Here is a 24,977-nt window from a genome sequence, read left to right as displayed (position 1 = left end):
TCATCGTCGTCGGCGCGAGTCACGGCGCCACTCCGACCGGCACCGGGAACTCGACCTCGGGCGCCGTGGCGTGGCGCACGCCGGCCGGTCGTAGCCAGTCCGGCAGCCACCGGGGCGGGGCGTCGGGCGCGCGGTTGAAGGGACCGCCCGACGGGTCGTCCACCCGGCCGTTCCAGCGCACCAAGTCATCGTCGGGCCGGTAGATCTGGCGGATCACCAACGCGCACAGCCCGATGACGGCGATGTCGCGCAGCAACACCGTCGTGGTGAAGAACTGCTCCGGCAGTGAACGGTTCGGGTTGCCATATAGGAAGTACATCCGCGGCACCCATACCACCGCATCGATGGTCATCCATGCCAGCAGGATCCGGCGATGCGGCAGAGCCAGCACCGCCAGCGGCACCAGCCAGAGCGAGAACTGCGGACTCCACACCTTGTTGGTCAACAGAAAAACCGCCACCACCAAGAACAGCAGCTGCGCCAGCCGCGGCCGCTTCGGAGCGGTCAGCACGACGTATGCGATTGCCGCACAACCGATTGCGAACAGGACCGTGACCACGGCGTTCAGCAGGGTGGGCGGCTCCCAAAACCCCAGCTTGGCATCGAACCCGCGCCAGCCGGTGAACGATTTCACCACGTTATAGAGCGAATCCATGTCATCGCCGCGTCGGGTGTTGAGCCGGAAGAATTCCGACCACCCGCGGGGAAACAGCACCAAGACCGGCAGATTCACCAGCAGCCAGGTCACCGCGGCCGTTCCCGCGGTGCGAGCCAGAGCGCGAAAGCGCCCCGTCCGGATCGCCAGGACCACCATGGGACCGAGGAACAACAACGGATACAGCTTGGCCGCGGCGCCCAATCCGATCAGCATGCCGGCCAGCACCGGTTTGCGCCGCGCCCACGCCAGCAGCCCGGCCATCGCGAATGCCGTTGCCAGCGCGTCGAAATTGGTAAAGATCTGGAAGATCAGCAGCGGCGACGCGGCCACCAGGGCCGCATCCCATATCCGGCGCCCCGCCAGGCCGGCGGTCGCCCAGACGGTGGCGAGCCAGGCCAGCGCCAGACCGAACGCCGCGACGTTGAAGAACATCACCACCTCGGCGACCACCGGCAGCGGACCCAGCTTGCTCAGCGCGGTATAGGTCTTCGCCAGCGCCATCGATACGTACTGATACATCCCGGTCAGCACCGGATACTCCATGTAGCGCACCGCCGGCCGGCCGTCGTAGCGTGTCTGCGGGGTGCCGCTGCCGTCGGTCTCGACCCAGCTCGACTTGTACGGAAACTTGCCCTGGCTCAACAACTCTGCGCCGTAAAGCGGAACGGTATCGGAGTAGCACAACTCGTAGTACGCGCGTTGGTTCTCCCAGTTGGCTACCCGCTGATCCCCCGTGCCGGTGCCGGTGCTCTGCAGGCAGGCCGCCTTCGTCGACCAACCGAGCGCCAGGAATACCAGTCCCATCAAGAACATCACCCGCAGTGGCGTCATCACCCGGGTGCGCCCGATCAGCGCGTGTCTGCCCACCGGCCCACCGGCGACTTCCGCGAGGGCGGCGCCCAACGAGTCGGTGCGGCTTGGGCAGTCGCGGTTGTCGACGCTACGCAGATCGCCGGCCAGCGGCGCCGGAGAAATGGAGGTGCTGCGCTGCTGCGCCTCGGTCACGGCGGCGGCTGGCCAGGCGGCGGAGGAGCTTGTGGGCCGCCCGGCGGCACACCCGGCTCTTGACCGCCGGGGCCGCCACCACCCGGCGGTGCCGGCCCGAGAGTGAGCGTCGTGGGCGGACCGATCGGGATCGTGATGCCGGGCGCCACCTCGACGGTGGGCTGAATGACCGTCACGGACGGCGGCGGTGGGGGCGGGGGCGCCGGGACGCCGGCATAGCCGCCGATTTCCGTCGGCTTGGGGAACGATTCATTGGAGGTGCCCTTCAGGGCGCCGTCCATGGTGGACTTCCAAATGTCCGATGGCAGCCCCGAGCCGTAAACCGGCGCACCCGAGGCGGTTACGAGCGGCACGTCGCCTTTCGCGGTGCCCACCCACACGGCCGTCGACAGCGACGGCGTGTATCCGACCATCCAGGCGTCCTTGTCGGCGGTGGTGTCGCCCAGTTGCGTGGTGCCTGTCTTCGCCGCCGACGGCCTGCCGCCGGACAAGGAGTGGCCGCGCGAATAGCTGGCGATCGGCTCCATGGCCGCGGTGACGTTGTCGGCCACGGCCTTGGGGATGCGCTGCTCGCCGTTGTTGTCGGACTTGCTCGCGTCGAAGAGCACCTGGCCTTCGGAGTTGACGACCTTCTGCACGAAATGCGGCCGGTGGTAGACGCCGGAGGCGGCCAGCGTGGCGTACGCCGTGGCCATGTCGATCACCCGGGTCTGGTACTGCCCCAGCACAATTCCGTTGTTGGGGGGCCCGCCTTTGCCGTCCTCGGACAGCGTGTGGTCCACGCCGGGGAAGCTTGTCGCGATGCCGGCCTGGTGCGCGGCGTCCGCGACGGCCTGCGGCCCGCCCTTGAGCTTGAGCATCAGCCGGTAGTAAGAGGTGTTCAGCGATTGCTTGAGCGCCTGGGCGATGTTGCACGTCCCGCAGCCCTCGCCCTCGACGTTTGTGATCTTGATGCCGTCGACCGTCAGCGGCGAACTGTCGACCTGGTAACCCAGGCCGATCCCCTGCTCGAGCGCGGCCACGAGTGCGAACACCTTGAACGACGACCCGGTTTGCAGGCCCGCCTGCGCGAAGTCGAAACCGTTGGCGTCCGTACCGCCGTAGTAGGCACGTATCGACCCGTCGTGCGGGTCGATCGACACCACGGCCGACCGCATGTCGGGGTCTTGCCCGTCAAGGTATTTCGATACCGCCTTCTCGGCGGCCTGCTGGGCTTTCGGGTCGATGGTGGTGGTGACCTGCAGGCCCTGGGTGTTCAGAGTCCGCTCGTCGATGTTGAACAGCTCCATCAACTCTTTGGTCACCTGGCGCTCGATCAGCCCGTTGGGTCCCGTCGTCTGGTTCTCCGCACGGGCTTGGTCGGGCGGCACCGTCTGCGGGAACTCCTGCGCGGCACGGTCACTGGGCGACAGCGCCTTGGTCTCCACCATGCCGTAGAGCACCCAGCTCCAGCGGGCCCGGGCGCCCTGCGGATCGACGGCCGGGTCCAGCGACGATGGCCGCCGGATCAGCGCCGCCAGCAGTGCTCCCTCGGAGACGGTCAACTGCTCGACGGGCTTGTTGAAGTAGGCCTTGGCGGCGGCGGAGATTCCGTAGGCACCCCGGCCGAAGTAGATGATGTTCAGGTAGGCCTGCAGCACATCGTCTTTCGACCACTCCCCCGACATCTTGGTGGCGATCACCAGTTCCTTCGCCTTGCGCATCAACCCGCTGACGCCGTGTTGAGCCGACCCCACCAGCGCGTTCTTCACGTATTGCTGGGTGATGGTCGACCCGCCCTGCAGGTCCCCGTTGCCGAAGAGGTTGTTGTTCACCGCCCGCGCGAAACCGCTGAAGTCGAACCCCGGGTTCGAGTAGAAATTGCGGTCTTCGGCGGCGATCACCGCCTGGCGCACGTGCACCGGCACTTGGTTGATGTTGACGTCAACCCGATTGCCTTCGGGCGGAATGATTTTGGCGATCTCTGACCCGTCGCTGGCCAGGATGGTGGAGACCTGGTTGGTGCGCAAGTCGCCCGGCTTGGGGATGTCGACGATGAAGTACGCCATGGTGAACGTGACGATCGGCAACAGCACGAGCACCGCCGCCGACAGGTAGGCCGCTCGCCGCACCCACAACCAGTTGATCTGCTGGGTCCAGTGGACGTCACGTGGCGGCCGGGGCCCGAAGCCGTCCGGCCCACCGCGGCGACCCCCCGGCCCGGGCGGCGGTGGGGGTGGCCCTTCGGGCGGACGGCCTCCCGCCGCCGGCCGCGCGCGGCGCGGCGGCGTTCGGCTATCCAGCGCCGCCTTGACCTCCTCGAGCGCATCACGCTGCAGGGGCGTCGACGAAGGGCTGTCCAGCGCGGCTTTGACTTCCTCGATGCTGGGATCGGGCCGCCGGGGCGACCGGTCATCGACGACCGGCGGAAGAATCGTGGTCATCCGGTCATCGGGCGGAACCCCACGGCGTTGGCCGGCCGCCGACGGCGCGCCACGCGGGCGCTCGCCGCTTCCATGTTTTCCCACCCGCTCAGTCGCCGACCCATCCGCGTCGCCGGACGACTGGTTGTGGGGTCCGTCGCTATTCAATGGCCGTGCGCGCGCCGTTTCGCGCCGTCCGCGTACCGCGGGTGCCCTTGGGTGGGCGCGCCGCTCCGAGCACGTACGACTTGACCAGATGATTCCATTCGCAGGTCCGGCATACCTCCACCACGTGGACGGCGAACTCCTCGAAGCGACTCGCCAGCAAGACCAACTCTTCGGCGGTGCGCGCCGAGCCCGATACCGGACCGAGGTGTTCGCCGAACACCCACGACACCAGCGTCAGCTGCTCCTTGCGGCAGATCGGGCAGATGACCTGGCTCGGTTTCCCGTGAAACTTGGCGGCGCGCAGCAGATAAGGGTTCGCGTCGCACACCTCGGATACGCCCGTGCGGCCCGAGTACACCTCGGCCAGCAGTGCTCGCCGCCGGAGCGCGTAGTCCACCACTTGTCGCTGCAGTCGCACGCCCACCAGAGTACGTCGCCATCCGGACCACCGATACGCAACCAAACCGGTGGCGGCCCGAGCCGAGTACAGGCGGGCGCATTCTGTGCCGGACCGGGCCCGGACTCTACGATCATCCCCGTGGCGAAATGGCTCGGGACGTCGCTGGGTGGCGGGGTGGCGGCAAGCACCCGCGCCAAAGACATCAATCGGCAGGACGCCTGCAAGATCCTCGACAACGCCCTGACCGACGGCGAGCTCTCCATGGAGGAGCACCGGGAACGGGTCAGCGCGGCCACCAAGGCGGTCACGCTCGGCGATCTGCAGGCTCTGGTGACCGACCTGCAAACCGACAGCAGCGCGCTTCCGGCGCCCGCCGCCAAGGCCAGGTCGGTGCCGCCAAAGCTGCGCGGTTGGGGGGTGCTCGCGGCCGCATTCGTCGTCTCGGTGCTCCTGGGCGTCGGCATCGGGTGGGGCATGTACGGCAACACCAACTCGCCGCTGGACTTCACCACCGACCCAGGAGCCAAGCCCGACGGCGTCGGCCCGGTGGTGCTGACCCCGCCGACCCAACTGCATTCGGTCGGCGGGCTGACCGGCCTGATCGAGCAAACACGCAAACGGTTCGGCGACGCCGTGGGGTATCGACTCGTGATCTACCCGACGTACGCGGTCCTGGACCGGCCGGACCCCTCCGACGATCGCCGGGTGCTGGCCTACACCTACCGCGGGGGTTGGGGCGACCCGAGCAGCTCGGCCAAGAGCTCCGCGGACGCTCCCGTTCCGGTTGACCTGAGCAAGTTCGACGTCACGGCGACCGTGGGCATCATGCGCGGCGCCCCGCAGACCCTCCACATGAAGCCGTCGGACGTCAAAACCGAGTACCTGAACATCGAACCGGCGACCGACCCGACCACCCCGGGCGCGCTCTCGCTATCGCTGTATGTCTCGAGCGACTACGGTGGTGGTTACATCGTCTTCGCAGGTGACGGCACCGTCAAGCAACTCAACTTGCCGTCGTAGCCGCCGCGATTCGATTCGGCGCACGCGGACTAATAGCGGACGAACATCCGGTGGTGTTGTGGCGAATATATCGAGACGATACGATTACGCGAGGCGTCGAACCGTCGTAACCAACCATGCAAAGGGGGTGATTCGATGCTCGAGCTCGCCATCCTGGGTCTTCTCATCGAATCGCCGATGCATGGTTACGAGTTGCGCAAACGGCTAACCGGACTCCTCGGTGCGTTTCGTGCGTTCTCGTACGGATCGCTGTACCCGGCCCTCCGGCGGATGCAGGCCGAAGGGTTGATCGCCGAGGACGCCGCCCCGGCCGGAACGCCGGTTCGGCGTGCCCGGCGCGTCTACCAGCTAACTGACGAGGGCCGTCGGCGCTTCGGTGAGCTGGTGGCCGACACCGGCCCGCACAACTACACCGACGACGGCTTCGGGGTGCACCTGGCGTTCTTCAACCGGACTCCGGCGGAGGCGCGCATGCGCATTCTGGAAGGTCGCCGCCGTCAGGTCGAGGAGCGGCGGGAAGGCTTGCGCGAAGCCGTGGCGCGGGCCAGCAACTCGTTCGACCGCTACACCCGCCAACTTCACCAACTGGGACTCGAGTCCAGTGAGCGCGAAGTGAAGTGGCTCAACGAGCTCATTGCTGCGGAGCGGGCGATGCCCGGCCTCTCCGAGCAGACGTAAAACCCCTGCACGAATTCGATCAGCTGCGACACAAGTTATGGAGTTAGGAGAACGCCCTATGAGTGACCAGAACGCGCCACAGGCGTCGACCGAGGTACGAGTCGCCATTGTCGGCGTCGGTAACTGCGCGTCTTCCCTGGTACAGGGCGTCGAGTACTACCAGAACGCCGACGAGAACAGCACCGTGCCCGGCCTGATGCACGTGAAGTTCGGCCAGTACCACGTGCGCGACGTCAAGTTCGTCGCGGCTTTCGACGTGGACGCCAAGAAGGTCGGCTTCGACCTGTCCGACGCGATCTTCGCCTCGGAGAACAACACGATCAAGATCGCCGACGTGCCGCCCACCAACGTGACGGTGCAGCGCGGTCCGACGCTCGACGGCATCGGCAAGTACTACGCCGACACCATCGAGGTGTCCGACGCGGAGCCGGTCGACGTGGTCAAGGCGCTCAAAGAGAACAACGTCGACGTGCTGGTGTCCTACCTGCCGGTGGGCTCGGAGGAGGCCGACAAGTTCTACGCGCAATGCGCCATCGACGCCGGCGTCGCGTTCGTCAACGCGCTGCCGGTGTTCATCGCCTCGGACCCGGTGTGGGCCAAGAAGTTCGCCGACGCTGGCGTGCCGATCGTGGGCGACGACATCAAGAGCCAGGTCGGCGCAACCATCACCCACCGGGTGATGGCCAAGCTGTTCGAGGACCGCGGTGTGCAACTGGACCGCACCATGCAGCTGAATGTGGGCGGCAACATGGACTTCCTCAACATGCTCGAGCGCGAGCGGCTGGAGTCCAAGAAGATCTCCAAGACGCAGGCCGTCACCTCCAACCTGCAACGCGAGTTCAAGACCAAAGACGTGCACATCGGCCCGTCCGACCACGTCGGCTGGCTCGACGACCGCAAGTGGGCGTACGTGCGACTGGAGGGCCGCGCCTTCGGCGACGTGCCGCTGAACCTGGAGTACAAGCTCGAGGTGTGGGACTCGCCGAACTCGGCGGGCGTCATCATCGACGCGGTGCGGGCGGCCAAGATCGCCAAGGACCGCGGCATCGGCGGACCGGTGATCCCCGCGTCGGCCTACCTGATGAAGAGCCCGCCGAAGCAACTGCCCGACGACATCGCCCGTGCGCAGCTCGAAGAGTTCATCATCGAGGGCTAGCCCCCATCCACCGATCGTGCGGTGAGGTCGAGCTGCTGCGGCTTCACCGCACTTTTGGATTGCGGGACCACTCGGTCACGCCAGCGTGACGCTCGGCAGCGGGGAGCCGATTCATCGCGGCCTCACAGCGAATGGACTTGCGGCAGAAGCACGAACGATCGCCGACCGACACATCGGCTCGCCGGGGCGACGCTGCCGGCCTTCGCCGTCGTCACACCTCTAGACGCCGGCGCTAGTGTCTGTAGATCGTGACCGAAATCTCCGGAGACGAACTGGACGGCCTGTCTGAGTTCTCGCTGTTGCGCGAGAACGCCGAGCAAGCCGGCGTCGAGGGTCCGCTGCCCGACGTCCAACGCGTCGAATCGGGCACGGCCGAAGGCAAGATCAGCGCGCTGCGCTGGGGCGGTACTCCCCCGCGGATCGTTTTTCTGCACGGCGGCGGCCAGAACGCGCACACCTGGGACACCGTGATCGTCGGCCTCGGCGAGCCCGCACTGGCGGTGGACCTGCCCGGGCACGGTCATTCGGCATGGCGCGAGGACGGCGACTATTCGCCGCAGATCAACGCCGACGCCCTGTTGCCGGCGCTACGCGAGCACGCACCGAGCGCCGATCTTGTCGTGGGCATGTCGCTGGGCGGGCTGACCGCGTTACGGCTGGGCGCCGTGGCGCCCGAGCTCGTCAACGAACTCGTCTTGATCGACGTCACCCCGTCGGCGCTGCAGCGGCACTCGGAGATGACCAAGGAACAGCAGGGCACGGTGGCGTTGATGCACGGGGAACGCGAATTCCCCAGCTTCCGGGCCATGCTGGACCTGACGATCGCCGCGGCGCCACACCGCGAGGTGAAGGCGCTGCGTCGCGGCGTGTTTCACAACTCGCGCCGGCTGGACAACGGCAACTGGACGTGGCGCTACGACGCCATCCGCAAGTTCCCCGACTTCGACGTCCTGTGGCAGGACGTGGACCGGCTGTCCGCGCCGATCACGCTTATCCGCGGCGGCAAGTCGGGTTTCGTCAGCGACGATGACGCTGCCGAACTCAGCCGTCGCACAAAGCATTTCCGCGCGGCGCATGTGGTCGAGGATTCCGGTCATTCCGTGCAAAGCGACCAGCCCCTCGCCCTGATCGATCTGCTGCGCGGGGTGCTCGACGCAGGCTGAGCCTACGGTGGTCTCATGAGCCCTGACCTCCCCATCCGCATCGGCGTGCAACTGCAGCCTCAGCACGCGCCGCAGTATCGCCAAATCCGGGACGCCGTGCGTCGCTGCGAGGACATCGGCGTCGACATCGCCTTCAACTGGGACCATTTCTTCCCCCTGTACGGCGATCCCGACGGTGCGCATTTCGAATGCTGGACGATGCTCGGGGCGTGGGCCGAGCAGACCTCGCGCATCCAGATCGGCGCTCTGGTCACGTGTAACTCCTACCGGAATCCCGAGCTGCTGGCGGACATGGCCCGCACGGTCGATCACGTTTCCGACGGCCGGCTCGTGCTGGGGATCGGCTCGGGATGGAAGCAGAAGGATTACGACGAGTACGGTTACGAGTTCGGCACCGCGGGCAGCCGCCTCGACGACCTCGCGGGCGCCCTCCCCCGGATCAAGACGCGACTGGCGAAACTGAACCCCCCGCCGACCCGCGACATCCCGGTCCTGATCGGCGGGGGCGGTGAGCGCAAGACGCTGCGGCTGGTCGCCGAATACGCCGATCTGTGGCACAGCTTCACCTCCGCCGACGAGTTCCCGGCAAAGGCGGATGTCCTCGCCCGGCATTGCGCCGACGTCGGCCGCGACCCGGCAAGCATCGAACGCTCGGCCGCCGTGCAGGACCGCGGCGAGCTGATCGACAATGCCGAAAAGCTCGTCGGCCTCGGAGTCACGCTGCTGACCGTCGGGTGTGATGGACCGGATTACCACCTCGGGCGGCGGAAGCGCTGTGCCGGTGGCGGGATAGTCGTTAACCCCGTCGCCAACCATTTATCGGTGAAACACCGGAAAATACGAGCCCACTCGTGAGAAACTTCTCGCGCTGATGGCCGCACCGGGTTTGAAAGAGACTCAAGGACGAAATGCCAAAGAAATACGGGGTCAAAGAAAAGGACCTGGTTGTTTCGCACATCCTTCACCTCTTGCTGACGGGGAAGTTGCGCACCGGCGACCGCGTCGATCGCAATGAGATCGCGCTGGGACTGGGCGTAAGCCGCGTTCCCATCCAAGAGGCGCTGGTGCAACTCGAACACGACGGCATTGTGTCCACCCGCTATCACCGCGGCGCATTCGTCGAGCGATTCGACGAAGCCACCGTCCTCGAGCATCATGAGCTCGAGGGTCTGCTCAACGGCATCGCGTCCGCGCGCGCGGCCACCAGCCCCACGCCGCGGATCCTGGGCCAACTCGACTCCTTCATGCGATCGCTACGCACCGCGAAGGATTCGCGGGCCTTCTGCGACATCGCCGCGGAGTACCGGCGCACCATCAACGACGAATACGCCGGGCCGCGTCTGCACGCCACGATCCGCGCCTCGCAAAACCTGGTTCCCCGCGTGTTCTGGCTGATTTATCAAGGCAGCCGCGAAGAGATGCTGCCGTTCTACGAAGACGAGACCTCCGCGATCAACCGGCGAGACCCCGAGGCCGCCCGCGCCGCGTGCGTCGGCCGCTCCTATCTGATGGCCCAGACCATGCTGGCCGAACTCTCCCGGCGCAGGGTGTTCACCGCACCCGACGACGTGAGCCCGGTTGTGCCCGGACCGCTCGAGGTACTCGTCGACGCCGACACCGTGGGCGTCGAGCCGTCGCTGGCGCTGTAGGGCACGCTCACCCGACGAAGCCGCCGCCCTGTCGTTACCGTGGCAGGGATGAATGCGCGCGTGGACCGGCGCACCCAGCGCCGCGCAAGGCTGTTCGGACTGGCCGCGACGACGGTGCTGGTGTGCGGCATGGCATTAGGCGGGCCGGCCGCGCCCGCGGCTGCCGACTGGAATCAATGCGCGCCGGCCGGCTTGGACAGCGCGAGGGCCTTGCCCAAGGATCTGACCGAGAGCCAGCCCACCCCCCAGGAAGACCGGGACACGACACAATCCGTCCAGCCGCTCACCGCGGTTGACGGCGGAGCGCTCGGGCTCGGCACACCGGGCGTGCTGACGGTGGGCACACTGTCGGACGCCCCGCCCAACATCTGCATCAATCCGACCGGCGAATTCAGCGGCTTCGACAACCTGCTGCTGCGCGCCATCGCCGACAAGCTGCATCTGCAGTTGCGCTTCGTCAGCACCGACTTCTCCGCGTTGCTGGCCCAGGTGGCGTCCCGGCGCTTCGACGTCGGATCGGCGTCGGTGAAAGCGACCGACCAACGCCGTCGCACCGTCGCTTTCACCAACGGTTACGACTTCGGCTTCTACTCCCTCGTGGTCCCCCCGGGCTCACCGATCCACAAGTTCAGCGACCTCGGCGCTGGCCAGCGCATCGGCGTCGTCCAGGGCACCGTCGAAGAGTCGTACGTCGTCGACACCCTACATCTGCAGCCGGTGAAGTATCCCGGCTTCGCCACGCTGTATGCCAGCCTCAAGACCCGCCAGATCGATGCGTGGGTGGCGCCCGGAACGCTTGCCTCGACCGTGATTCGGCCGGGTGATCCCGCGGTGACAGTCGCGAATACTTTCAGCCCAGGCAATTTCGTTGCTTACGCGGTCGCCAAGGAGAACAAGCCGCTAATCGATGCGCTGAATTCCGGGCTGGACGCGGTGATCGCCGACGGCACGTGGGCCAAGCTGTACTGCGACTGGGTGCCGCGCACGCTCCCGCCGGGATGGAAGCCCGGGTCGAAAGCGGCGCCGGTCCCGAACCTGCCGGATTTCGCCGCGATCGTGGCGAGCCAGCACCGCGCGCCGACAGGTCCGGCCGCGCCCAAATCGGCGCTGGCCCAGTTACGCGATTCGTTCTTCGACTGGGACATGTACCGCCGAGCCATCCCCGTTCTGTTCACGACGGGGCTGCCCAACACCTTGATCCTGACCAACTGCGCCATCGTGATCGGGCTGGCGCTTGGGATGGTGCTGGCTATGGCGGGCATCTCGCATCGGCGCTGGCTGCGCTGGCCGGCGCGGGCATACACCGACATCTTCCGTGGCCTTCCCGAAGTGGTGATCATCCTGCTGATCGGAATGGGCGTCGGACCATTGGTCGGCGGCCTGACGAACAAGAACCCTTACCCCTTGGGAATTGCCGCGCTTGGGTTGATGGCCGCCGCCTATATCGGCGAAATCCTGCGCTCCGGAATACAAAGCGTGGACCCCGGTCAGTTGGAGGCCTCCCGCGCGCTGGGCTTCAGCTACACGACTGCGATGCGACTGGTGGTGGTGCCGCAGGGAATACGGCGGGTATTGCCGGCACTGGTCAATCAGTTCATCGGGTTGTTGAAGGCCTCCGCGTTGGTGTACTTCCTTGGTCTGATTGCCGATCAGCGGGAGCTCTTTCAGGTGGGCCGGGATTTGAATGCCCAGACCGGGAGCCTCTCACCGTTGGTGGCCGCCGGCCTCTTCTACCTGATATTGACCATTCCGTTGACGCATTTGGTGAATTACATCGACGCGCGCCTGCGCCGCGGCCGGGGCGCCCCCGACCTCGACGACAATGCCGAGATGCTGGCGACGAAGTTCGGTCAGGAGATCACGTGAGCGCGCCAAGCCGTCGGTCGGTTTCTTTGGCCGCCAAGGACGTACACCAGACCCTGGGCGGGAACAAAGTGCTGCGCGGTGTCGATTTCGAGGCTCCGGCGGGCACCACCGTCGCCGTCATCGGACCGTCCGGCTCGGGCAAGTCGACGCTGCTGCGCACCCTGAACCGGTTGTACGAACCCGATAGCGGCGACATCCTGCTGGACGGTCGATCGGTGTTACGCGACGATCCCAACGAGCTACGACAGCGCATCGGCATGGTGTTTCAGCATTTCAACCTCTTCCCCCATCTGAGCGTGCTGAAAAACGTTGCGATGGCGCCGCGCAAGTTGCGGCACCTGCCGGCCGACGAGGCCCGCGATCTGGCGCTGAACCAATTGGAGCGAGTTGGCCTGAAGCACAAGGCCGATGCCCGGCCCGGCATGCTCTCCGGGGGCCAGCAACAACGGGTCGCCATCGCCCGCGCGCTGGCCATGGCGCCCCAGCTGATGTTCTTCGACGAGGCGACTTCGGCGCTGGATCCGGAAACGGTCAAAGGGATTCTGCAACTCATCGCCGACCTCGGCGCCGACGGCATGACGATGATCGTGGTCACCCATGAAATGGGCTTCGCCCGCTCGGCATCCGACGCCGTTGTGTTCATGGATCGCGGCAAGGTGGTGGAATCCGGGCCCCCGGAGCAGATTTTCGAAGCCGCGCAGACCGAACGGCTACAGCGATTCTTGTCCCAAGTACTTTGACCACGCCATTGCTACTAATTAGTCGGCTTAGCTAGCTTGTACGTGCCTGATATAGCGTTAGACTCCCCGTTTATGGCGGACAGCGAATCCACCGCGGCCGACGTCACCGAGCTTGCGGAAGGTTTGCACCGTGCGCTGTCCAAATTGTTTTCGATTCTGCGGCGCGGGGACCCGAGCGGCACCGCGGCCGCGGGCGAATTGACGTTGGCGCAACTGTCGATTCTGGTCACCTTGCTGGATCAGGGACCGATTCGGATGACCGACCTGGCGGCCCACGAGCGGGTGCGCACTCCCACCACCACCGTGGCGATCCGGCGGCTCGAAAAGCTGGGGCTGGTGAAACGCTCGCGCGACCCGTCCGACCTGCGGGCCGTGCTGGTCGACATCACCCCGCGCGGACGTGCCGTCCACGGCGAGTCCCTGGCCAACCGGCGCGCCTCGCTGGCCGCGATGCTCAGTCAATTGCCCGCGTCCGACGTCGGTACCCTGATGCAGGCGCTGGCTCCGCTCGAGCGGTTGGCCTGCGGCGAACCGGCGCCCACGCCGGCTGACCGTAAAGAGGCGTGAAAGTGACTGCCTTTCAACGAGTTTGGCGGCGCCCGTAGACTATCGTGCATGCCAACTGCACTCATCACCGGCGCCGGCGGCGGCATCGGTTCCGCGATCGCCACCGCGCTGGCCCCCACCCACACTCTGCTGCTGGCCGGTCGGCCCTCCGACCGGCTCGACGCCGTTGCCCAGCAGCTGGACGCGACGACGTTTCCAGTGGACCTCACCGACACCGCCGAGATCGAGGCCGCCTGCGAGATCGTGGATGAACTCGATGTGCTGGTGCACAACGCCGGGGTGTCGATCCCCGGTCATGTCGCGGAGTCCGACGTCGACGAGTGGCGCGCCACCTTCGCCGTCAATGTGCTTGGACCGGTGGGACTTACCCTGGCGCTGCTGCCAGCGCTGCGGCGTGCCCGCGGCCAGGTGGTCTTCATCAACTCCGGTGCGGGGCGCAACGTTTCGCCCGGCATGGCCTCCTACTCGGCCAGTAAGTTCGCGCTGCGCGCCTTCGCCGACTCGCTCCGTGCCGACGAACCGCAGCTGCGAGTGACGACGGTCTACCCCGGCCGCACCGACACCGAAATGCAGCGCGAACTCGTCGCGTTCGAGGGCGGGACGTACGACCCGGCGAAGTTTCTCAAGCCGGAAACCGTCGCGGCAGCGGTCGCCAACGTGCTGGCGACGCCGCCCGACGGCCACGTCCACGAGGTGGTGCTGCGGCCCGCGGGCCGGTGACTCGCGACCGCTAGACGACCAGGTTCACCAGTCGGCCGGGGACCACGATCACCTTGCGGGGATTGGCGCCCGCCAAGAATGCCTGGACCTTCTCGTCCGACAGTGCCGCGGCCTTCAGGGTGTCCTGATCGGCGTCGGCCGCCACCACCACTCGCCCACGCACCTTGCCGTTGACCTGGACCGGGTATTCGACGCTGTCGTCAACCAGGTAGGCCGGATCGGCCTGCGGGAACGGGCCGTGCGCAAGCGACGTGGTGTGGCCCAGTCGCAGCCATAGCTCCTCGGCCATATGCGGAGCCAGCGGCGCCAACATCAGCACCAGCGGCTCGACCGCGGCCCGGGGAACGGCGTCGCGGTGCTCCTTGGTGAGGTGGTTGGTGTACTCGATCAGCTTGGCCGCTGCAGTGTTATTCCGCAGTGCGGCATAGTCTTCCGATACTCCGGCGATGGTGCGGTGCAACGCTCGCAGGGTGTCGGAGTCGAGCTCCTGTTGTCCGGCCGCGTCAAGCACCCGGGTCCGGCCGGTCTGTTCGTCGACCACCAGCCGCCACACACGCTGCAAGAAGCGGTGCGCCCCGACGACGTCCTTGGTGGCCCACGGGCGGGAGGCCTCCAGCGGGCCCATCGACATCTCGTACACCCGCAGCGTGTCCGCGCCGTACTCGTCGCAGATCTCGTCGGGCGAGATCGAATTCTTCAGGCTCTTACCGATTTTGCCGAATTCCTGAAAGACCTCGATCTCGCCGCCGGGGCCCGGATAGAAGTATCGGCCACCGCGCTCGGCCACCTCGTCGGCCGGGACATACGACCCGCGCGAGTCGGTGTAGGCGAAAGCCTGGATGTAACCCTGGTTGACCAGTCGGCGGTACGGCTCCCGGGAACTGACNTGGCCCAGGTCGTACAACACCTTGTGCCAGAACCGCGCGTACAGCAGGTGCAGCACCGCGTGCTCGGCGCCGCCGACATACAGGTCGACGCCGCCGGGATCCTGCGGGCCGTGCTCGGCCGGCCGCGGGCCCATCCAATATGCCTCATTCTCCTTGGCGCACAACCGTTCCGAGTTGTGCGGATCGGTGTAGCGCAGCTCATACCAGGAGCTGCCGGCCCACTGCGGCATCACGTTGGTATCGCGGGTGTAGGGCTGCAGACCGTCGCCGAGATCCAGTTCGACGTGCACCCACTCGGTCGCCTTGGCCAATGGCGGCGACGGCTCGCTGTCGGCGTCGTCGGGGTCGAACAGCACCGGTGAATAGTCGGGCACATCGGGGAGCTCGACCGGCAGCGCGGCCTCGTCAAGGGCGTGGGCGCGTCCGTCGCTGTCGTAGACGATCGGGAACGGCTCTCCCCAGTAGCGCTGCCGGGCGAAAAGCCAGTCCCGCAGCTTGAATTCGATCCGCGCCCAGCCGCGGCCGTCGGCCTCCAGGCGGGCGGTGATCGCTTCCTTGGCCGCCGGCACGTCCATTCCGTCCAGGTAGCCGGAGTTCACCAGCACGCCGTCGCCCGGGTAAGCGGCCTCCGAAATATCGCCCCCGGCAATGACTTCCACGATGGGAAGGCCGAGCTCATGGGCGAAGTCCCAGTCGCGCTGGTCGTGGCCGGGAACCGCCATGATGGCGCCGGTGCCGTATCCGGCCAGGACGTAGTCGGCGATGAAAATCGGCACCGGCTTGCCATTGGCGGGGTTGGTCGCGTAGCTGCCCAGGAAGACGCCCGTCTTCTCCCTGCTCTCCTGGCGCTCGAGGTCCGACTTCGCCGCGATCGCCTGCCGGTAGGCGGCGACGGCCTCCCCCGGCGTCGCGGCGCCGTAGGTCCACCGCGCGTCGGTCCCCTCCGGCCAGCTCGCGGCGATCAGCCCGTCGACCAGGTCGTGCTCGGGGGCAAGCACCAGATAGGTGGCGCCGAACATGGTGTCCGGCCGGGTGGTGAACACCTCGATGTCGACCGTCTCGCCGCCGGCGTTGCTCGCCGAGAACAGCGCCCGGGTGCCCGTGGAGCGGCCGATCCAGTTGCGCTGCATGGTTTTGACCGGCTCCGGCCAATCCAGCAACTCCAGGTCGTCGAGAAGCCGGTCGGCGTAGGCGGTGATCCGCATCATCCACTGCCGCAACCGTTTCCGGAAGACCGGGAAATTGCCGCGGTCGCTGCGGCCGTCGGCGGTGACCTCTTCGTTGGCCAACACCGTGCCCAGGCCCGGACACCAGTTCACCATCGAGTCGGCGCGGTAGACCAGCCGGTGGCCGTCGATCACGTCGGCCCGCTCCCCCGCCGACAGCGTGGCCCAGTCTCGTCCGTCGTCAAGACGGCGGGCGCCTGAGTCGAATTCCGCGATCAGCTCGGCGATCGGGCGAGCCTTGCCGGCCGCGATGTCGAACCAGGCGTTGTAGATCTGCAGGAAGATCCACTGGGTCCACTTGTAGAACTCGACATCGGTGGTCGAGAAGCTGCGCCGGCTGTCGTGGCCGAGGCCCAGCCGACCCAGTTGACGTCGGAAGTTCACGACGTTGGCCTCGGTCCGGATGCGCGGATGGGTGCCCGTTTGCACGGCGTATTGCTCGGCGGGCAGCCCGAACGAGTCGAAACCCAACGCGTGCAGGACGTTATGTCCGGTCATCCGGAAGTAGCGGGCGTATACGTCGGTGGCGATGTAGCCCAGCGGATGGCCGACGTGCAGTCCCTCACCCGAGGGATAGGGAAACATGTCCTGCACGAACAACTTGTCGGCGGGAACCGGGCTGCCATCCGTCGGAGCCAACGAGCCGACCGGGTTGGGCACGTTGAACGTGCCGAGCTTCGCCCAGTTCTCCTGCCATGTGCTTTCGATACGGCCCGCCAGCGCCGCGGTGTAGCGATACGTCGGCGCATCGGGGTCCGTCGGAACGGCACCGGATTTGCTTTCGGCGGCGGTGGTCGGGGATTCGGTCACCTGAACAGGGTATAAGGGTCACCTCGGGCCGACCGCCGGCCACAGGATGATCTCGGTTCCGTTGCGCACCGATCAGGGGTTCATCCCAGCTGTATTTCGGGCCTATCCATGGCCTTTGACCTGTAGTTACAGTCGGCCTCTAATGACCTGGCAGTGCGCCATTGGAAGGACCGAGGCAGATGATCGAGATCGTCCCCGCCCGCCGTGCGCTCCTCGGGGGTATGGTCGCCGGCCTGATCGGCATGGCGGTTGTCACGGGCGCCCAGGCATCGGCAGACCCCTTACTTCCCGCGCCAGCACCCGCTCCTGCGATCCCCGCGCCGCAGAACGTCGCGCCCGGACAGGCGCCCACCAACCGGTTCCTTGCCGCCCCGCCGGCGCCGAATCCGGTCGCATCGCCGACGGCCCCGGGTGCAACGGTGCCGGCGGCGGCCGCGCCCGCCGCGCCGGTGGTCCCCGCGGTCACTCCGGCCCCGGCCACCTCCGGGACAATCCGTGAATACCTGCAGTCGAAGGGCGTCAAGCTCGAAGCGCAAAAACCCCAGGGCCTCAAGGCACTTGACATCACTTTGCCGGTGCCGGCCCGCTGGACTCAGGTTCCCGACCCCAACGTGCCCGATGCGTTCGCGGTGATCGCCGACCGGCAGGGCAGCAGCATCTATTCCTCGAATGCCCAGGTGGTGGTGTACAAGCTGGTCGGAGATTTCGACCCCCGCGAGGCCATCAGCCACGGCTACGTCGACAGCCAGAAGCTGCTGGCCTGGCAGCCCACGAACGCCTCGATGGCCGATTTCGGCGGCTTCCCGTCGTCGATCGTCGAAGGCACCTATCGCGACGGCGACATGACGCTGAACACCTCGCGGCGCCACGTCATCGCCACCTCGGGGCGCGACAGGTACCTGGTGTCGCTCGCGGTGACCACCGACCGTGCGGTGGCCGTCGCCGACGCACCCGCCACCGATGCCATCGTCAACGGGTTCCGCGTGACCGTTCCCGGGGCCCCGGCGCCGGCGCCGGTCCCGACCCCGGCGGCCTCGCCGGTCGCGCTGACCCCGGCCCAGGCTCCCGTCCCGCCGGTTCCTGCCACGGCTCCGGTCCCGCAAGTTCCTGCCACGGCTCCGGTCCCGCAAGTTCCTGCCACGGCTCCGGTCGGACAGATACCGGCCACCGCCCCGGTCGGGCAGGCGCCCGCCACACCGCCGGTTGCCCAGGCTCCCGCCGCGGCTCCGCTCCGGCAATCCTCGGCCTTGGCTCCCCCGGTGGGCCTACCCCAGGCGCCGATGCCCAGCCGCCAACCGACACCGAACCTGTTAGCCCTGGTCCCGGGCCTCCCCCCGCTCCCCAATTTCACGTTCTTGCAGCACTGAGCGGTGCCACGGCTCCCCGGAGCCCACTGAGCGGACCGGTGTCCGGGCTCGTATTGTGAGGCCATGCTTATTGCGGGAGTGCTGTGCATGTGTGCGGCGGTGGCCTCCGCCGGGTTCGGAACCCGGTCGTTGGCGCGCACCCAGAACGTCGACCCCACCGCGCTCGCGCTGCGGTCCATGGCTCCGGCACAACTCGCGGCGGCAATCATGCTTGCCGCGGGCGGTGTGGTGGCGCTGGCAGCCTCGCCGCACACCGCACTGGTTGTGTTGATCGTCTGTGTCGCCGGCGCCTTCGGAACGGTGGCCGCCGGGTCATGGCAGAGTGCGCGCTTCGCGTTACAGCGAGAAGCGGCGGCGCCCGGCTGCGGGGGAACCTGCGCCGGCTGCACGCAGTCTTGCCACTGAAGCCCGCGCGGACCCGGGGGAGGGGCGCTAGTTGCGGCTCAGGTCTATCGGGTGGGTAGCAAGCAACGACAAGGGCAACGGCTGGCGACGCAGCACCTGCGCCCACAGGTCGGACCTCGCCCCCTCCAGAATGTCAGATGGCAACGCGGACAAGACGATCCAGTCGTCTCGTTCGATTTCGCCTTCCAGCTGACCAATGGTCCAACCGGAATAGCCCGCGAAAATGCGGACCCCCTCCACCAGGGGAGCGATCGTGTCGGGCTCGGCGTCGAGATCGACCATCACCACCCGGCCATCCACATGCCGCAGCCCTGCCACCCCCTGCGGATCGGCGCCGACCCGCAACGCCGCCAGGCATAGCGCTGCGTCCCGCTTCACCGGGCCGCCGATGAACATCGTCTTCGGCTTGGCCGCCAATTTGGTCCACTGCGGCAGCACGTTGTACACCGCGGTCTCGCTGGCCCGGTTCAGCACGACCCCCAGCGTGCCGCCGTCGTTGTGCTCGACGATGTAGATCACGCTGCGCCGAAACGTCGGTTCGAAAAGATCGGTGTTGGCAAGCAGCAACGTACCCGCGCGTACCCGCTGCGCGGCCGGCGCGACATAGTCCTCTGGGTCCTCGGGCGGCGGCACCCAACCATCATCGCATCCGGCGCCTGCCGCCCGGGGGAATCAAGCGCGGGGCGTAAAGATTTGTACTGTTGGTAAGTCGGCTCGGACGTTGACGAGCTTGCTAGCCCCAATTTTGGAAGTCGGTTTTGTGATCCAATCCCGGATGCACTCAAGCGCACCCGTCGAAATATGGCGGTCGGTGCGCAGTTTGCCAGACTTCTGGCGGCTGCTGCAGGTGCGCATGGCGAGTCAATTCGGTGATGGACTGTTCCAGGCCGGTCTGGCCGGAGCGTTGCTGTTCAATCCGGACCGGGCCGCCGATCCGATGGCGATCGCACGGGCGTTCACCGTGCTGTTCCTGCCGTACTCGCTGCTCGGGCCGTTCGCCGGCGCGCTGATGGACCGGTGGGACCGCCGGCTGGTGCTCGTCGGCGCCAACGTCGGTCGCCTCATCCTGATCGCCGCCATCGGCACGATCCTCGCCGTCAGGGCCGGCGACCTGCCGCTGTTGTTGGGCGCACTCTTTGCCAACGGCTTGGCCCGGTTCGTCGCGTCCGGACTGTCGGCGTCGCTGCCGCACGTCGTGCCCCGCGATCAGGTCGTGACCATGAACGCCTTGGCCAACGCGTCCGGGGCCATCGCCGCCTTCATCGGTGCCAACTTCATGCTCGTGCCGCGGTTCCTGGTCGGCGCGGGCGACAAGGGCGCCGCGGCGGTCATCTTCCTCACCGCGGTACCCGTGTCGATCGCCTTGCTGCTGTCGCTACGGTTCGGGTCCCGCGCGCTGGGACCGGACGACACCAAGCGGGCGATCCACGGACCGGTCCTCTACGCCGTGGTCACCGGCTGGCTGCACGGTGCACGTACCGTGGCGCAGCGGCCGACGGTCGCCGCCACGCTGTCGGGCCTGGCCGCGCACCGGATGGTGATCGGCATCAACTCCCTGCTGGTCTTGCTGCTGGTGCACCACCTGACCGACCCCGCAGTCGGGGGACTGGGTACCGCTCTGGTGTTCTTCGGCGCCACCGGCTTGGGCGCGTTTCTGGCCAACGTGCTGACTCCGCCGGCGGTTCGTCGCTGGGGGCGCTACGCGACGGTCAACGGTGCGCTCGCGGCTTCGGCGATCATCGAAGTCGCCGGCGCGGGGTTGCTGCTACCGGTCATGGTGGGGTGTGGCTTTTTCCTCGGTGTGACCGGGCAGATGGTCAAGCTGTGCGCCGACTCGGCGATGCAGATGGACGTCGACGACGCGCTTCGTGGTCACGTGTTCGCCGTCCAAGACGCACTGTTCTGGGTGGCGTTCATCGCCGCGATCACGGCGGCCGCGGCGTTGATTCCCGCGGATGGGCATGCGCCCGCATTCGTCCTGGTCGCTTCCGGGCTTTACTTGGCCGGCCTGGCCATGCACGGCATCCTGGGCCGGCGCGGTGAACAGGCGAATAATCGCTACCCGGCGGGGGCAACCGACGATCGGAGGCAATGATGGCGGGTCCGGAACCGATTGTGGCCGACCTACGCGCCGAAAGCGACGAGCTTGACGCCCTGGTAGCGCCGCTGCCAGCCGATCGCTGGGCCGAACCGACGCCCGCGCCGGGTTGGACCATCGCGCATCAGATCGGGCACCTGTTATGGACCGACCGGGTCGCGCTGACCTCGGTCACCGACGAGGCCGGCTTCGCCGACGAGCTGAAGGCCGCCGCGGCGGACCCGACGGGGTTCGTCGACGCGGGTGCCGAAGAATTGGCCGCTCTGCCACCGGCAGAGCTGCTCGCCGACTGGCGGTCGACCCGTTCCCGCTTGCACGAAGAGCTGCTGATGGTTCCCGCCGGGCGCAAGCTCCCATGGTTCGGGCCGCCGATGAGTGCGGCGTCGATGGCCACCGCGCGGTTGATGGAGACGTGGGCGCATGGCTTGGACGTCGCCGACGCGCTAGGCATCAAACGGGTGGCCACCGACCGGTTGCGCTCGATCGCCCACCTGGGGGTGCGCACCCGCGACTACGCCTTTTTCGTCAACAATCTCCCCGCTCCGGCCGAGCCGTTCCTGGTCGAGCTGCGCGGCCCCGGTGGCGACACCTGGAGCTGGGGATCGCCGGATGCGGCGCAACGGGTCACCGGTTCCGCCGAAGACTTCTGCTTTCTGGTCACTCAACGGCGGCCGCTCAGCGCCCTCGACCTCACCGCCGCGGGGCCCGACGCGCATCGCTGGCTGGAGATTGCGCAAGCCTTCGCGGGCCCTCCCGGCGCCGGTCGATGAGCGCGCAAGCGCGCGAAGAGAGCCGGCGCCCATCCGACACAAGCGCCGGTCGATGAGCGCGCAAGCGCGCGACGAGAGCCGGGCGCCCATCCGACACAAGCGCCGGTCGATGAGCGCGCAAGCGCGCGGTTATTGCAGCGGGCCGCCGTAACTTGCCCGGTTCTCGGCTTCCGCCTCTTCGCGCAGCGCTGAGATCGCGAGGTTCAGCCTGTCGGCAAGCTCGCCGTGGGCATATCCAGTCATCACGCCGGGGTGCAGAGTCAGCTTGAGCAATCGGCCGTCGGAATTCGCCACGGCATAAATGTCACCGAGGTCGACGCTGTAGGTGACGGCCTCGGCCTGGGCCACCAGGGCTTCCCACTTGTTGGCCGCCTCGCTCAGTTCGCGGAGAACCGATTCGACGAGGTCCTTGTCGCTGAGATTCGCGCGACCGCCCGAATCCGACACGATCACAGTATCGTCGCCCCCTCCAACCAGCGTCAATTCAAACTCGCGGGTGACCGGTGCACCCCGTGGCGGCTACGGGGCGGGCGCCTGGGTGGCGAGTTTCTGGTACCAGGCGAGGTGATAGTTCGCCGATACCGCGTCTCCGCTCGCGATGCCTTCGGTGGCGGCCATCAACAGACACTTGAGCAGGAGCGCCGGGTTCACGGTCGGGTACTGGACCAAAAGTTGGTAGCGCGCCGTATCGAGGTGCACGCGCAGCACGTCGACCTCTTGGTCGATGACAACCGCTTCCGCGGCGGCCGCGTCCGCCAGCCTTTGCACGATGCGGGGGAGTCCGTCAAACCGGCGCGTGGTCTCGCTCAGCACCCTGGCCAGATCGCTTATAAGCGGCAGCTCGCGCGGTTCCAACGACGATTTCGTGGCGGTGAAGTCGGGCGAGCGGCGCAGCGAATCACCAGGAGCGTAGGTCACCACGCGCGCCGCGTCGCCGATCAGGGCGGACACCCTGCCGGTGCGTCGCGCGGGATCCAACAACCGCACGCCAGCCGGGAGGTTGATCCCTGCCGGTATCCACCCGTGCGCGAGGTCGGTGACCAGGACGGTCGTGCCATCCAAAAGCTCGCCGACCGCCCAGTTGAGCCGCGACTCCTGCCGCACCACGAATTCGAGGAGCCGATTCAACCGATCCGTGTCGAAACTCGTTGCGGCGGTGTCCTTTTGCCTGCGGGGCCCAGCGGCGGGCTGCTGAGCTGCATCCGGCTCGCCCTGGCTCGCCAGGCCCTCGGCCGGTCCGTAAACCACGAGCTCTGGCTCGGTGATCGTCGGAATTATCTGTGTCTCCTCCATCGAGGCCATCGAGTCCTCGACGGGTTCCGGCGGCTGTGCCAGCTGTTGCGCCTCGTCCTGGGCCGGTGCCGGATCTTCGGACATGGCGTGGTGACGACCGTTAGCGACGGGTTCGTCAACCGCGGGTTCGGCTTCGGTGATGGCGGGGATGACCTGCGCCGCCTCCATCGAGGTCGCCGGGGTGTCGTCCTCGGCGATCTGGTGGCTGTCCGGCTCGTCAACCACCGGCTCGGCCTCGCTGATTGCGGGGATGACCTGCGTCTCCTCCATCGCCGCCCCCGCGACGACGTCCGCGGTATCGATGTCGGACCCCCATTCGGGCTGGTCCTGCTCGGTTGCCGGCTCATCCAGCTCCAAGTGGTGACGACCGTTGGCGACGGGCTCCCAATCGGGCTCGGCATTCTCGGTCGGCGCGTCGACGACGGGCTCCACGTCCGTGACAGCAGGAATGACTTGGGTCTCCTCCATATCCGGCGCGCCGGCGTTCCTTTCGACGGCGGTGTCACGGACAGGGGCCTCGGCCTCGTCGCCGCCCTGCGGCACGGCAGGGGCCTGCTTGTCAGCAACCCGCCAGCGCGGCCGGCGCACGTCTCTGGTGGGCGCTTCGGAAGGTCGCGAGTTTGGGACAGCAGGGATGACCTGCGTCTGTTCCATGTCCGATGACGGCAGCCCGGTGGCGTGCGGGCGGAGATATCCAGCGGTCAACCCGGCCTTCGCCGCCTGCAGCTGGCGAATCGTCGATTCGACTCGGCGGACGGCGCGGCCCCGCGCCTCGTCGATGACCCGGGCCTCCTCCGCCTGACGCGCAAAATCGGCCAAACCCGCCCGCTTGACCATTTTCAGCTGCTCATTCGCGCTGTCGGCGATCCGCTGCAGGTCCGTCTTCAGATAGTCTGCGAGCGCGGCATTTTCGGCGGTGATCGTCGACAGCTCGGCAGGCCAAAGCCCACCGACCACCCACGGGGTGCAATCGATGGGAGAGCTGAAGGCCGGCATCGCCAGTGATTCCCGGGTAGCTCTCCGGAGGCGCTGACGCGCCGTCATCCGACCGAAGATCGCCACCGGCTCAGCGTACCGGCATCTGCCGGATGGCTTATTCGGTCAGTGAATTGTGCAGCTTTGACGGCCTGGGTACCGTGCAGATATGGCTGAATCTGCCCTGCAGCAGCAACTTGATGAGGTGCGTGCCTTGCTCGCCCGCGCACGAGAGTTGTTCGGCCCCAATCCCGTAGAGCCGCCCACCGACATCGCTCCAGATCCCGAGGCGGCCAAGACCTGGCTGTTGTAAGCCTTCAGATGGCGCTGTGGCGGCGGCGCAGTTTATGCGCGAGTAACTTCTCGATCGCCGCATCGAGGTCTCGCGGGGTCGGAACCTCGGCCGAGGGGGTGTGACCAGCCGCCACGATCTCGTCGCGAATCTCCAGCAATGCCTTCAGGCAAGACACGTCGGCGGTCAGCAAAATGCCTCGTGCCAGCGTCTCGGCGTCGGTCTCCATCGCCTCTTCGCTCAGCGCAACGCTGTGCATGTACCCGCCGCGGCAGGAGCGGACCAGGATGTGCCCACTCGGGTGAACGGTGTCAAAAGCGGGATTCGCGTCCGTCATGGACCGCGGTCAGCGATGCCGCCGAGGCTGCGCGCCGCATCCTGCTCGTGCTGTTCCCACATCGTCGCCGACGCCGCCAATTTATCTGCCAGGTCGGCGTGGTCCGCCGCTTGCTGCTCGTAGCACTGTCGTCTGAGCTCAAGCAATTCCCGCCCTGCGTCGCGAAGGTCACCAAAGATCGGGCCCAGCGAATCCAGGCTTTCCTGGATCGCCTCGTGCGACGACGGGACCGTGCGCAAGTAATCGGAGGTTTCCTGGTGACGCGCAGCGGCTTGACGCAAGTGCGCGGGGACCACATGGATCGAATCTGCCATCCGCTGTCTCC

Annotated in this window: 22 protein-coding genes and 2 pseudogenes; 15 read left to right on the top strand and 9 right to left on the bottom strand. The window is 67.1% G+C overall.

Translation table 11 applies throughout. From position 1 onward, the window contains the following. Window positions 1–32: 32 nt before the first annotated feature. The 3 genes and pseudogenes from H7J89_RS09485 to H7J89_RS09475 form a co-directional block, all read right to left on the bottom strand. A pseudogene (locus H7J89_RS09485) lies at window positions 33–1,663 on the bottom strand (glycosyltransferase family 87 protein); the annotation flags it as partial. After that, entirely contained in the window at window positions 1,660–4,233 is a 2,574-nt protein-coding gene (locus H7J89_RS09480) for a transglycosylase domain-containing protein (RefSeq protein WP_372513749.1), read from the bottom strand. The pseudogene H7J89_RS09485 and the gene H7J89_RS09480, both read right to left, overlap by 4 nt. Beyond that, entirely contained in the window at window positions 4,226–4,651 is a 426-nt protein-coding gene (locus H7J89_RS09475; protein WP_067208750.1) for a DUF5318 domain-containing protein, read from the bottom strand. The genes H7J89_RS09480 and H7J89_RS09475 overlap by 8 nt, the downstream gene beginning before the upstream one ends. A gap of 120 nt (window positions 4,652–4,771) precedes the next feature. Between H7J89_RS09475 and H7J89_RS09470 the strand changes: the two genes are divergently transcribed. The 10 genes and pseudogenes from H7J89_RS09470 (at window position 4,772) to H7J89_RS09425 (ending at window position 14,192) form a co-directional block, all read left to right on the top strand. Then, the gene (locus H7J89_RS09470; RefSeq protein WP_264042604.1) at window positions 4,772–5,653 is read left to right on the top strand and encodes a DUF1707 SHOCT-like domain-containing protein; all 882 of its coding nucleotides are present in this window, start codon (window positions 4,772–4,774) and stop codon (window positions 5,651–5,653) included. Between the two features lie 135 nt (window positions 5,654–5,788). Next, window positions 5,789–6,331, top strand: coding sequence for a PadR family transcriptional regulator (locus H7J89_RS09465; RefSeq protein WP_055399552.1), 543 nt, complete (start codon window positions 5,789–5,791; stop codon window positions 6,329–6,331). Window positions 6,332–6,389: 58 nt separating this feature from the next. Beyond that, complete coding sequence (locus tag H7J89_RS09460) at window positions 6,390–7,487, top strand: inositol-3-phosphate synthase (protein WP_264042584.1); 1,098 nt, start codon at window positions 6,390–6,392, stop codon at window positions 7,485–7,487. 248 nt (window positions 7,488–7,735) lie between these two features. Further along, window positions 7,736–8,650, top strand: a complete 915-nt coding sequence (locus H7J89_RS09455) for an Rv0045c family esterase (RefSeq protein WP_264042564.1) — start codon at window positions 7,736–7,738, stop codon at window positions 8,648–8,650. A 15-nt stretch (window positions 8,651–8,665) separates the two neighbouring features. Then, window positions 8,666–9,450: pseudogene (locus tag H7J89_RS09450) on the top strand (LLM class F420-dependent oxidoreductase). A 108-nt stretch (window positions 9,451–9,558) separates the two neighbouring features. Continuing rightward, window positions 9,559–10,299: a GntR family transcriptional regulator gene (locus tag H7J89_RS09445; protein ID WP_264042557.1), complete on the top strand. Its 741-nt coding sequence runs from the start codon at window positions 9,559–9,561 to the stop codon at window positions 10,297–10,299. 48 nt (window positions 10,300–10,347) lie between these two features. Continuing rightward, window positions 10,348–12,165: an ABC transporter substrate-binding protein/permease gene (locus H7J89_RS09440; RefSeq protein WP_264042548.1), complete on the top strand. Its 1,818-nt coding sequence runs from the start codon at window positions 10,348–10,350 to the stop codon at window positions 12,163–12,165. Next, window positions 12,162–12,905: an amino acid ABC transporter ATP-binding protein gene (locus H7J89_RS09435; RefSeq protein WP_264042541.1), complete on the top strand. Its 744-nt coding sequence runs from the start codon at window positions 12,162–12,164 to the stop codon at window positions 12,903–12,905. Before H7J89_RS09440 ends, H7J89_RS09435 begins: the two co-directional genes overlap by 4 nt. Before the next feature lie 72 nt (window positions 12,906–12,977). Then, window positions 12,978–13,472 (top strand): MarR family winged helix-turn-helix transcriptional regulator, encoded by a 495-nt coding sequence (locus H7J89_RS09430; protein WP_264042532.1) that lies wholly within the window; start codon window positions 12,978–12,980, stop codon window positions 13,470–13,472. 48 nt (window positions 13,473–13,520) lie between these two features. Then, window positions 13,521–14,192, top strand: a complete 672-nt coding sequence (locus H7J89_RS09425; RefSeq protein WP_264042522.1) for an SDR family oxidoreductase — start codon at window positions 13,521–13,523, stop codon at window positions 14,190–14,192. A gap of 10 nt (window positions 14,193–14,202) precedes the next feature. Here the strand turns inward: H7J89_RS09425 and leuS are convergent, their stop codons facing one another. After that, the gene (gene leuS, locus H7J89_RS09420) at window positions 14,203–17,115 is read right to left on the bottom strand and encodes a leucine--tRNA ligase (RefSeq protein WP_264042513.1); all 2,913 of its coding nucleotides are present in this window, start codon (window positions 17,113–17,115) and stop codon (window positions 14,203–14,205) included. 179 nt (window positions 17,116–17,294) lie between these two features. Here leuS and H7J89_RS09415 point away from each other — a divergent pair, with 179 nt between their 5' ends. Both H7J89_RS09415 and H7J89_RS09410 read left to right on the top strand, forming a co-directional pair. Beyond that, complete coding sequence (locus H7J89_RS09415) at window positions 17,295–18,482, top strand: LpqN/LpqT family lipoprotein (protein ID WP_264042503.1); 1,188 nt, start codon at window positions 17,295–17,297, stop codon at window positions 18,480–18,482. 63 nt (window positions 18,483–18,545) lie between these two features. Then, a complete protein-coding gene (locus tag H7J89_RS09410; protein WP_264042494.1) occupies window positions 18,546–18,887 on the top strand; it encodes a hypothetical protein in 342 nt (113 codons plus the stop codon). Between the two features lie 27 nt (window positions 18,888–18,914). On the opposite strand, the gene H7J89_RS09405 is transcribed toward H7J89_RS09410, so the two are convergent. Continuing rightward, on the bottom strand, window positions 18,915–19,520 hold the full coding sequence (locus tag H7J89_RS09405; RefSeq protein ID WP_264042486.1) for a YqgE/AlgH family protein: 606 nt from the start codon (window positions 19,518–19,520) through the stop codon (window positions 18,915–18,917). A gap of 142 nt (window positions 19,521–19,662) precedes the next feature. Here H7J89_RS09405 and H7J89_RS09400 point away from each other — a divergent pair, with 142 nt between their 5' ends. Both H7J89_RS09400 and H7J89_RS09395 read left to right on the top strand, forming a co-directional pair. Further along, the gene (locus H7J89_RS09400) at window positions 19,663–20,982 is read left to right on the top strand and encodes an MFS transporter (protein ID WP_264042480.1); all 1,320 of its coding nucleotides are present in this window, start codon (window positions 19,663–19,665) and stop codon (window positions 20,980–20,982) included. Then, window positions 20,982–21,755: a TIGR03084 family metal-binding protein gene (locus H7J89_RS09395; protein WP_264042471.1), complete on the top strand. Its 774-nt coding sequence runs from the start codon at window positions 20,982–20,984 to the stop codon at window positions 21,753–21,755. Before H7J89_RS09400 ends, H7J89_RS09395 begins: the two co-directional genes overlap by 1 nt. Window positions 21,756–21,884: 129 nt before the next feature. Here H7J89_RS09395 and H7J89_RS09390 read toward each other — a convergent pair whose 3' ends face one another. Next, window positions 21,885–22,205: a DUF2710 family protein gene (locus H7J89_RS09390; protein WP_372513765.1), complete on the bottom strand. Its 321-nt coding sequence runs from the start codon at window positions 22,203–22,205 to the stop codon at window positions 21,885–21,887. Window positions 22,206–22,274: 69 nt separating this feature from the next. Then, window positions 22,275–24,110, bottom strand: coding sequence for a DUF5631 domain-containing protein (locus H7J89_RS09385; protein WP_264042441.1), 1,836 nt, complete (start codon window positions 24,108–24,110; stop codon window positions 22,275–22,277). Between the two features lie 82 nt (window positions 24,111–24,192). On the opposite strand from H7J89_RS09385, the gene H7J89_RS09380 reads away from it, so the two are divergent. Then, window positions 24,193–24,336 carry a hypothetical protein gene (locus H7J89_RS09380; protein WP_167374087.1) on the top strand — a complete coding sequence of 48 codons (144 nt, stop codon included), beginning with the start codon at window positions 24,193–24,195 and terminating at the stop codon, window positions 24,334–24,336. A gap of 4 nt (window positions 24,337–24,340) precedes the next feature. On the opposite strand, the gene H7J89_RS09375 is transcribed toward H7J89_RS09380, so the two are convergent. Both H7J89_RS09375 and H7J89_RS09370 read right to left on the bottom strand, forming a co-directional pair. After that, window positions 24,341–24,652, bottom strand: coding sequence for a DUF2694 family protein (locus H7J89_RS09375; protein WP_067737733.1), 312 nt, complete (start codon window positions 24,650–24,652; stop codon window positions 24,341–24,343). Then, a complete protein-coding gene (locus H7J89_RS09370) occupies window positions 24,649–24,966 on the bottom strand; it encodes an ESX-1 secretion-associated protein (RefSeq protein WP_264042416.1) in 318 nt (105 codons plus the stop codon). Before H7J89_RS09370 ends, H7J89_RS09375 begins: the two co-directional genes overlap by 4 nt. Window positions 24,967–24,977 lie beyond the last annotated feature (11 nt).

Origin of the sequence: Mycobacterium paraffinicum, from assembly GCF_025822865.1 — a bacterium.
Classification (GTDB): Bacteria; Actinomycetota; Actinomycetes; order Mycobacteriales; family Mycobacteriaceae; genus Mycobacterium; species Mycobacterium paraffinicum.
This window is presented reverse-complemented; position numbering and strand designations above follow the sequence as displayed.

Coding starts and splice junctions, on each gene's coding strand:
- H7J89_RS09465 (WP_055399552.1), top strand. CDS start 5,789: ATGCTCGAGCTCGCCATCCTGGGTCTTCTCATCGAATCGCCGATGCAT.
- H7J89_RS09460 (WP_264042584.1), top strand. CDS start 6,390: ATGAGTGACCAGAACGCGCCACAGGCGTCGACCGAGGTACGAGTCGCC.
- H7J89_RS09445 (WP_264042557.1), top strand. CDS start 9,559: ATGCCAAAGAAATACGGGGTCAAAGAAAAGGACCTGGTTGTTTCGCAC.
- H7J89_RS09440 (WP_264042548.1), top strand. CDS start 10,348: ATGAATGCGCGCGTGGACCGGCGCACCCAGCGCCGCGCAAGGCTGTTC.
- H7J89_RS09430 (WP_264042532.1), top strand. CDS start 12,978: ATGGCGGACAGCGAATCCACCGCGGCCGACGTCACCGAGCTTGCGGAA.
- H7J89_RS09425 (WP_264042522.1), top strand. CDS start 13,521: ATGCCAACTGCACTCATCACCGGCGCCGGCGGCGGCATCGGTTCCGCG.
- H7J89_RS09415 (WP_264042503.1), top strand. CDS start 17,295: ATGATCGAGATCGTCCCCGCCCGCCGTGCGCTCCTCGGGGGTATGGTC.
- H7J89_RS09410 (WP_264042494.1), top strand. CDS start 18,546: ATGCTTATTGCGGGAGTGCTGTGCATGTGTGCGGCGGTGGCCTCCGCC.
- H7J89_RS09400 (WP_264042480.1), top strand. CDS start 19,663: ATGCACTCAAGCGCACCCGTCGAAATATGGCGGTCGGTGCGCAGTTTG.
- H7J89_RS09395 (WP_264042471.1), top strand. CDS start 20,982: ATGGCGGGTCCGGAACCGATTGTGGCCGACCTACGCGCCGAAAGCGAC.
- H7J89_RS09380 (WP_167374087.1), top strand. CDS start 24,193: ATGGCTGAATCTGCCCTGCAGCAGCAACTTGATGAGGTGCGTGCCTTG.
- H7J89_RS09375 (WP_067737733.1), bottom strand. CDS start 24,652: ATGACGGACGCGAATCCCGCTTTTGACACCGTTCACCCGAGTGGGCAC.
- H7J89_RS09370 (WP_264042416.1), bottom strand. CDS start 24,966: ATGGCAGATTCGATCCATGTGGTCCCCGCGCACTTGCGTCAAGCCGCT.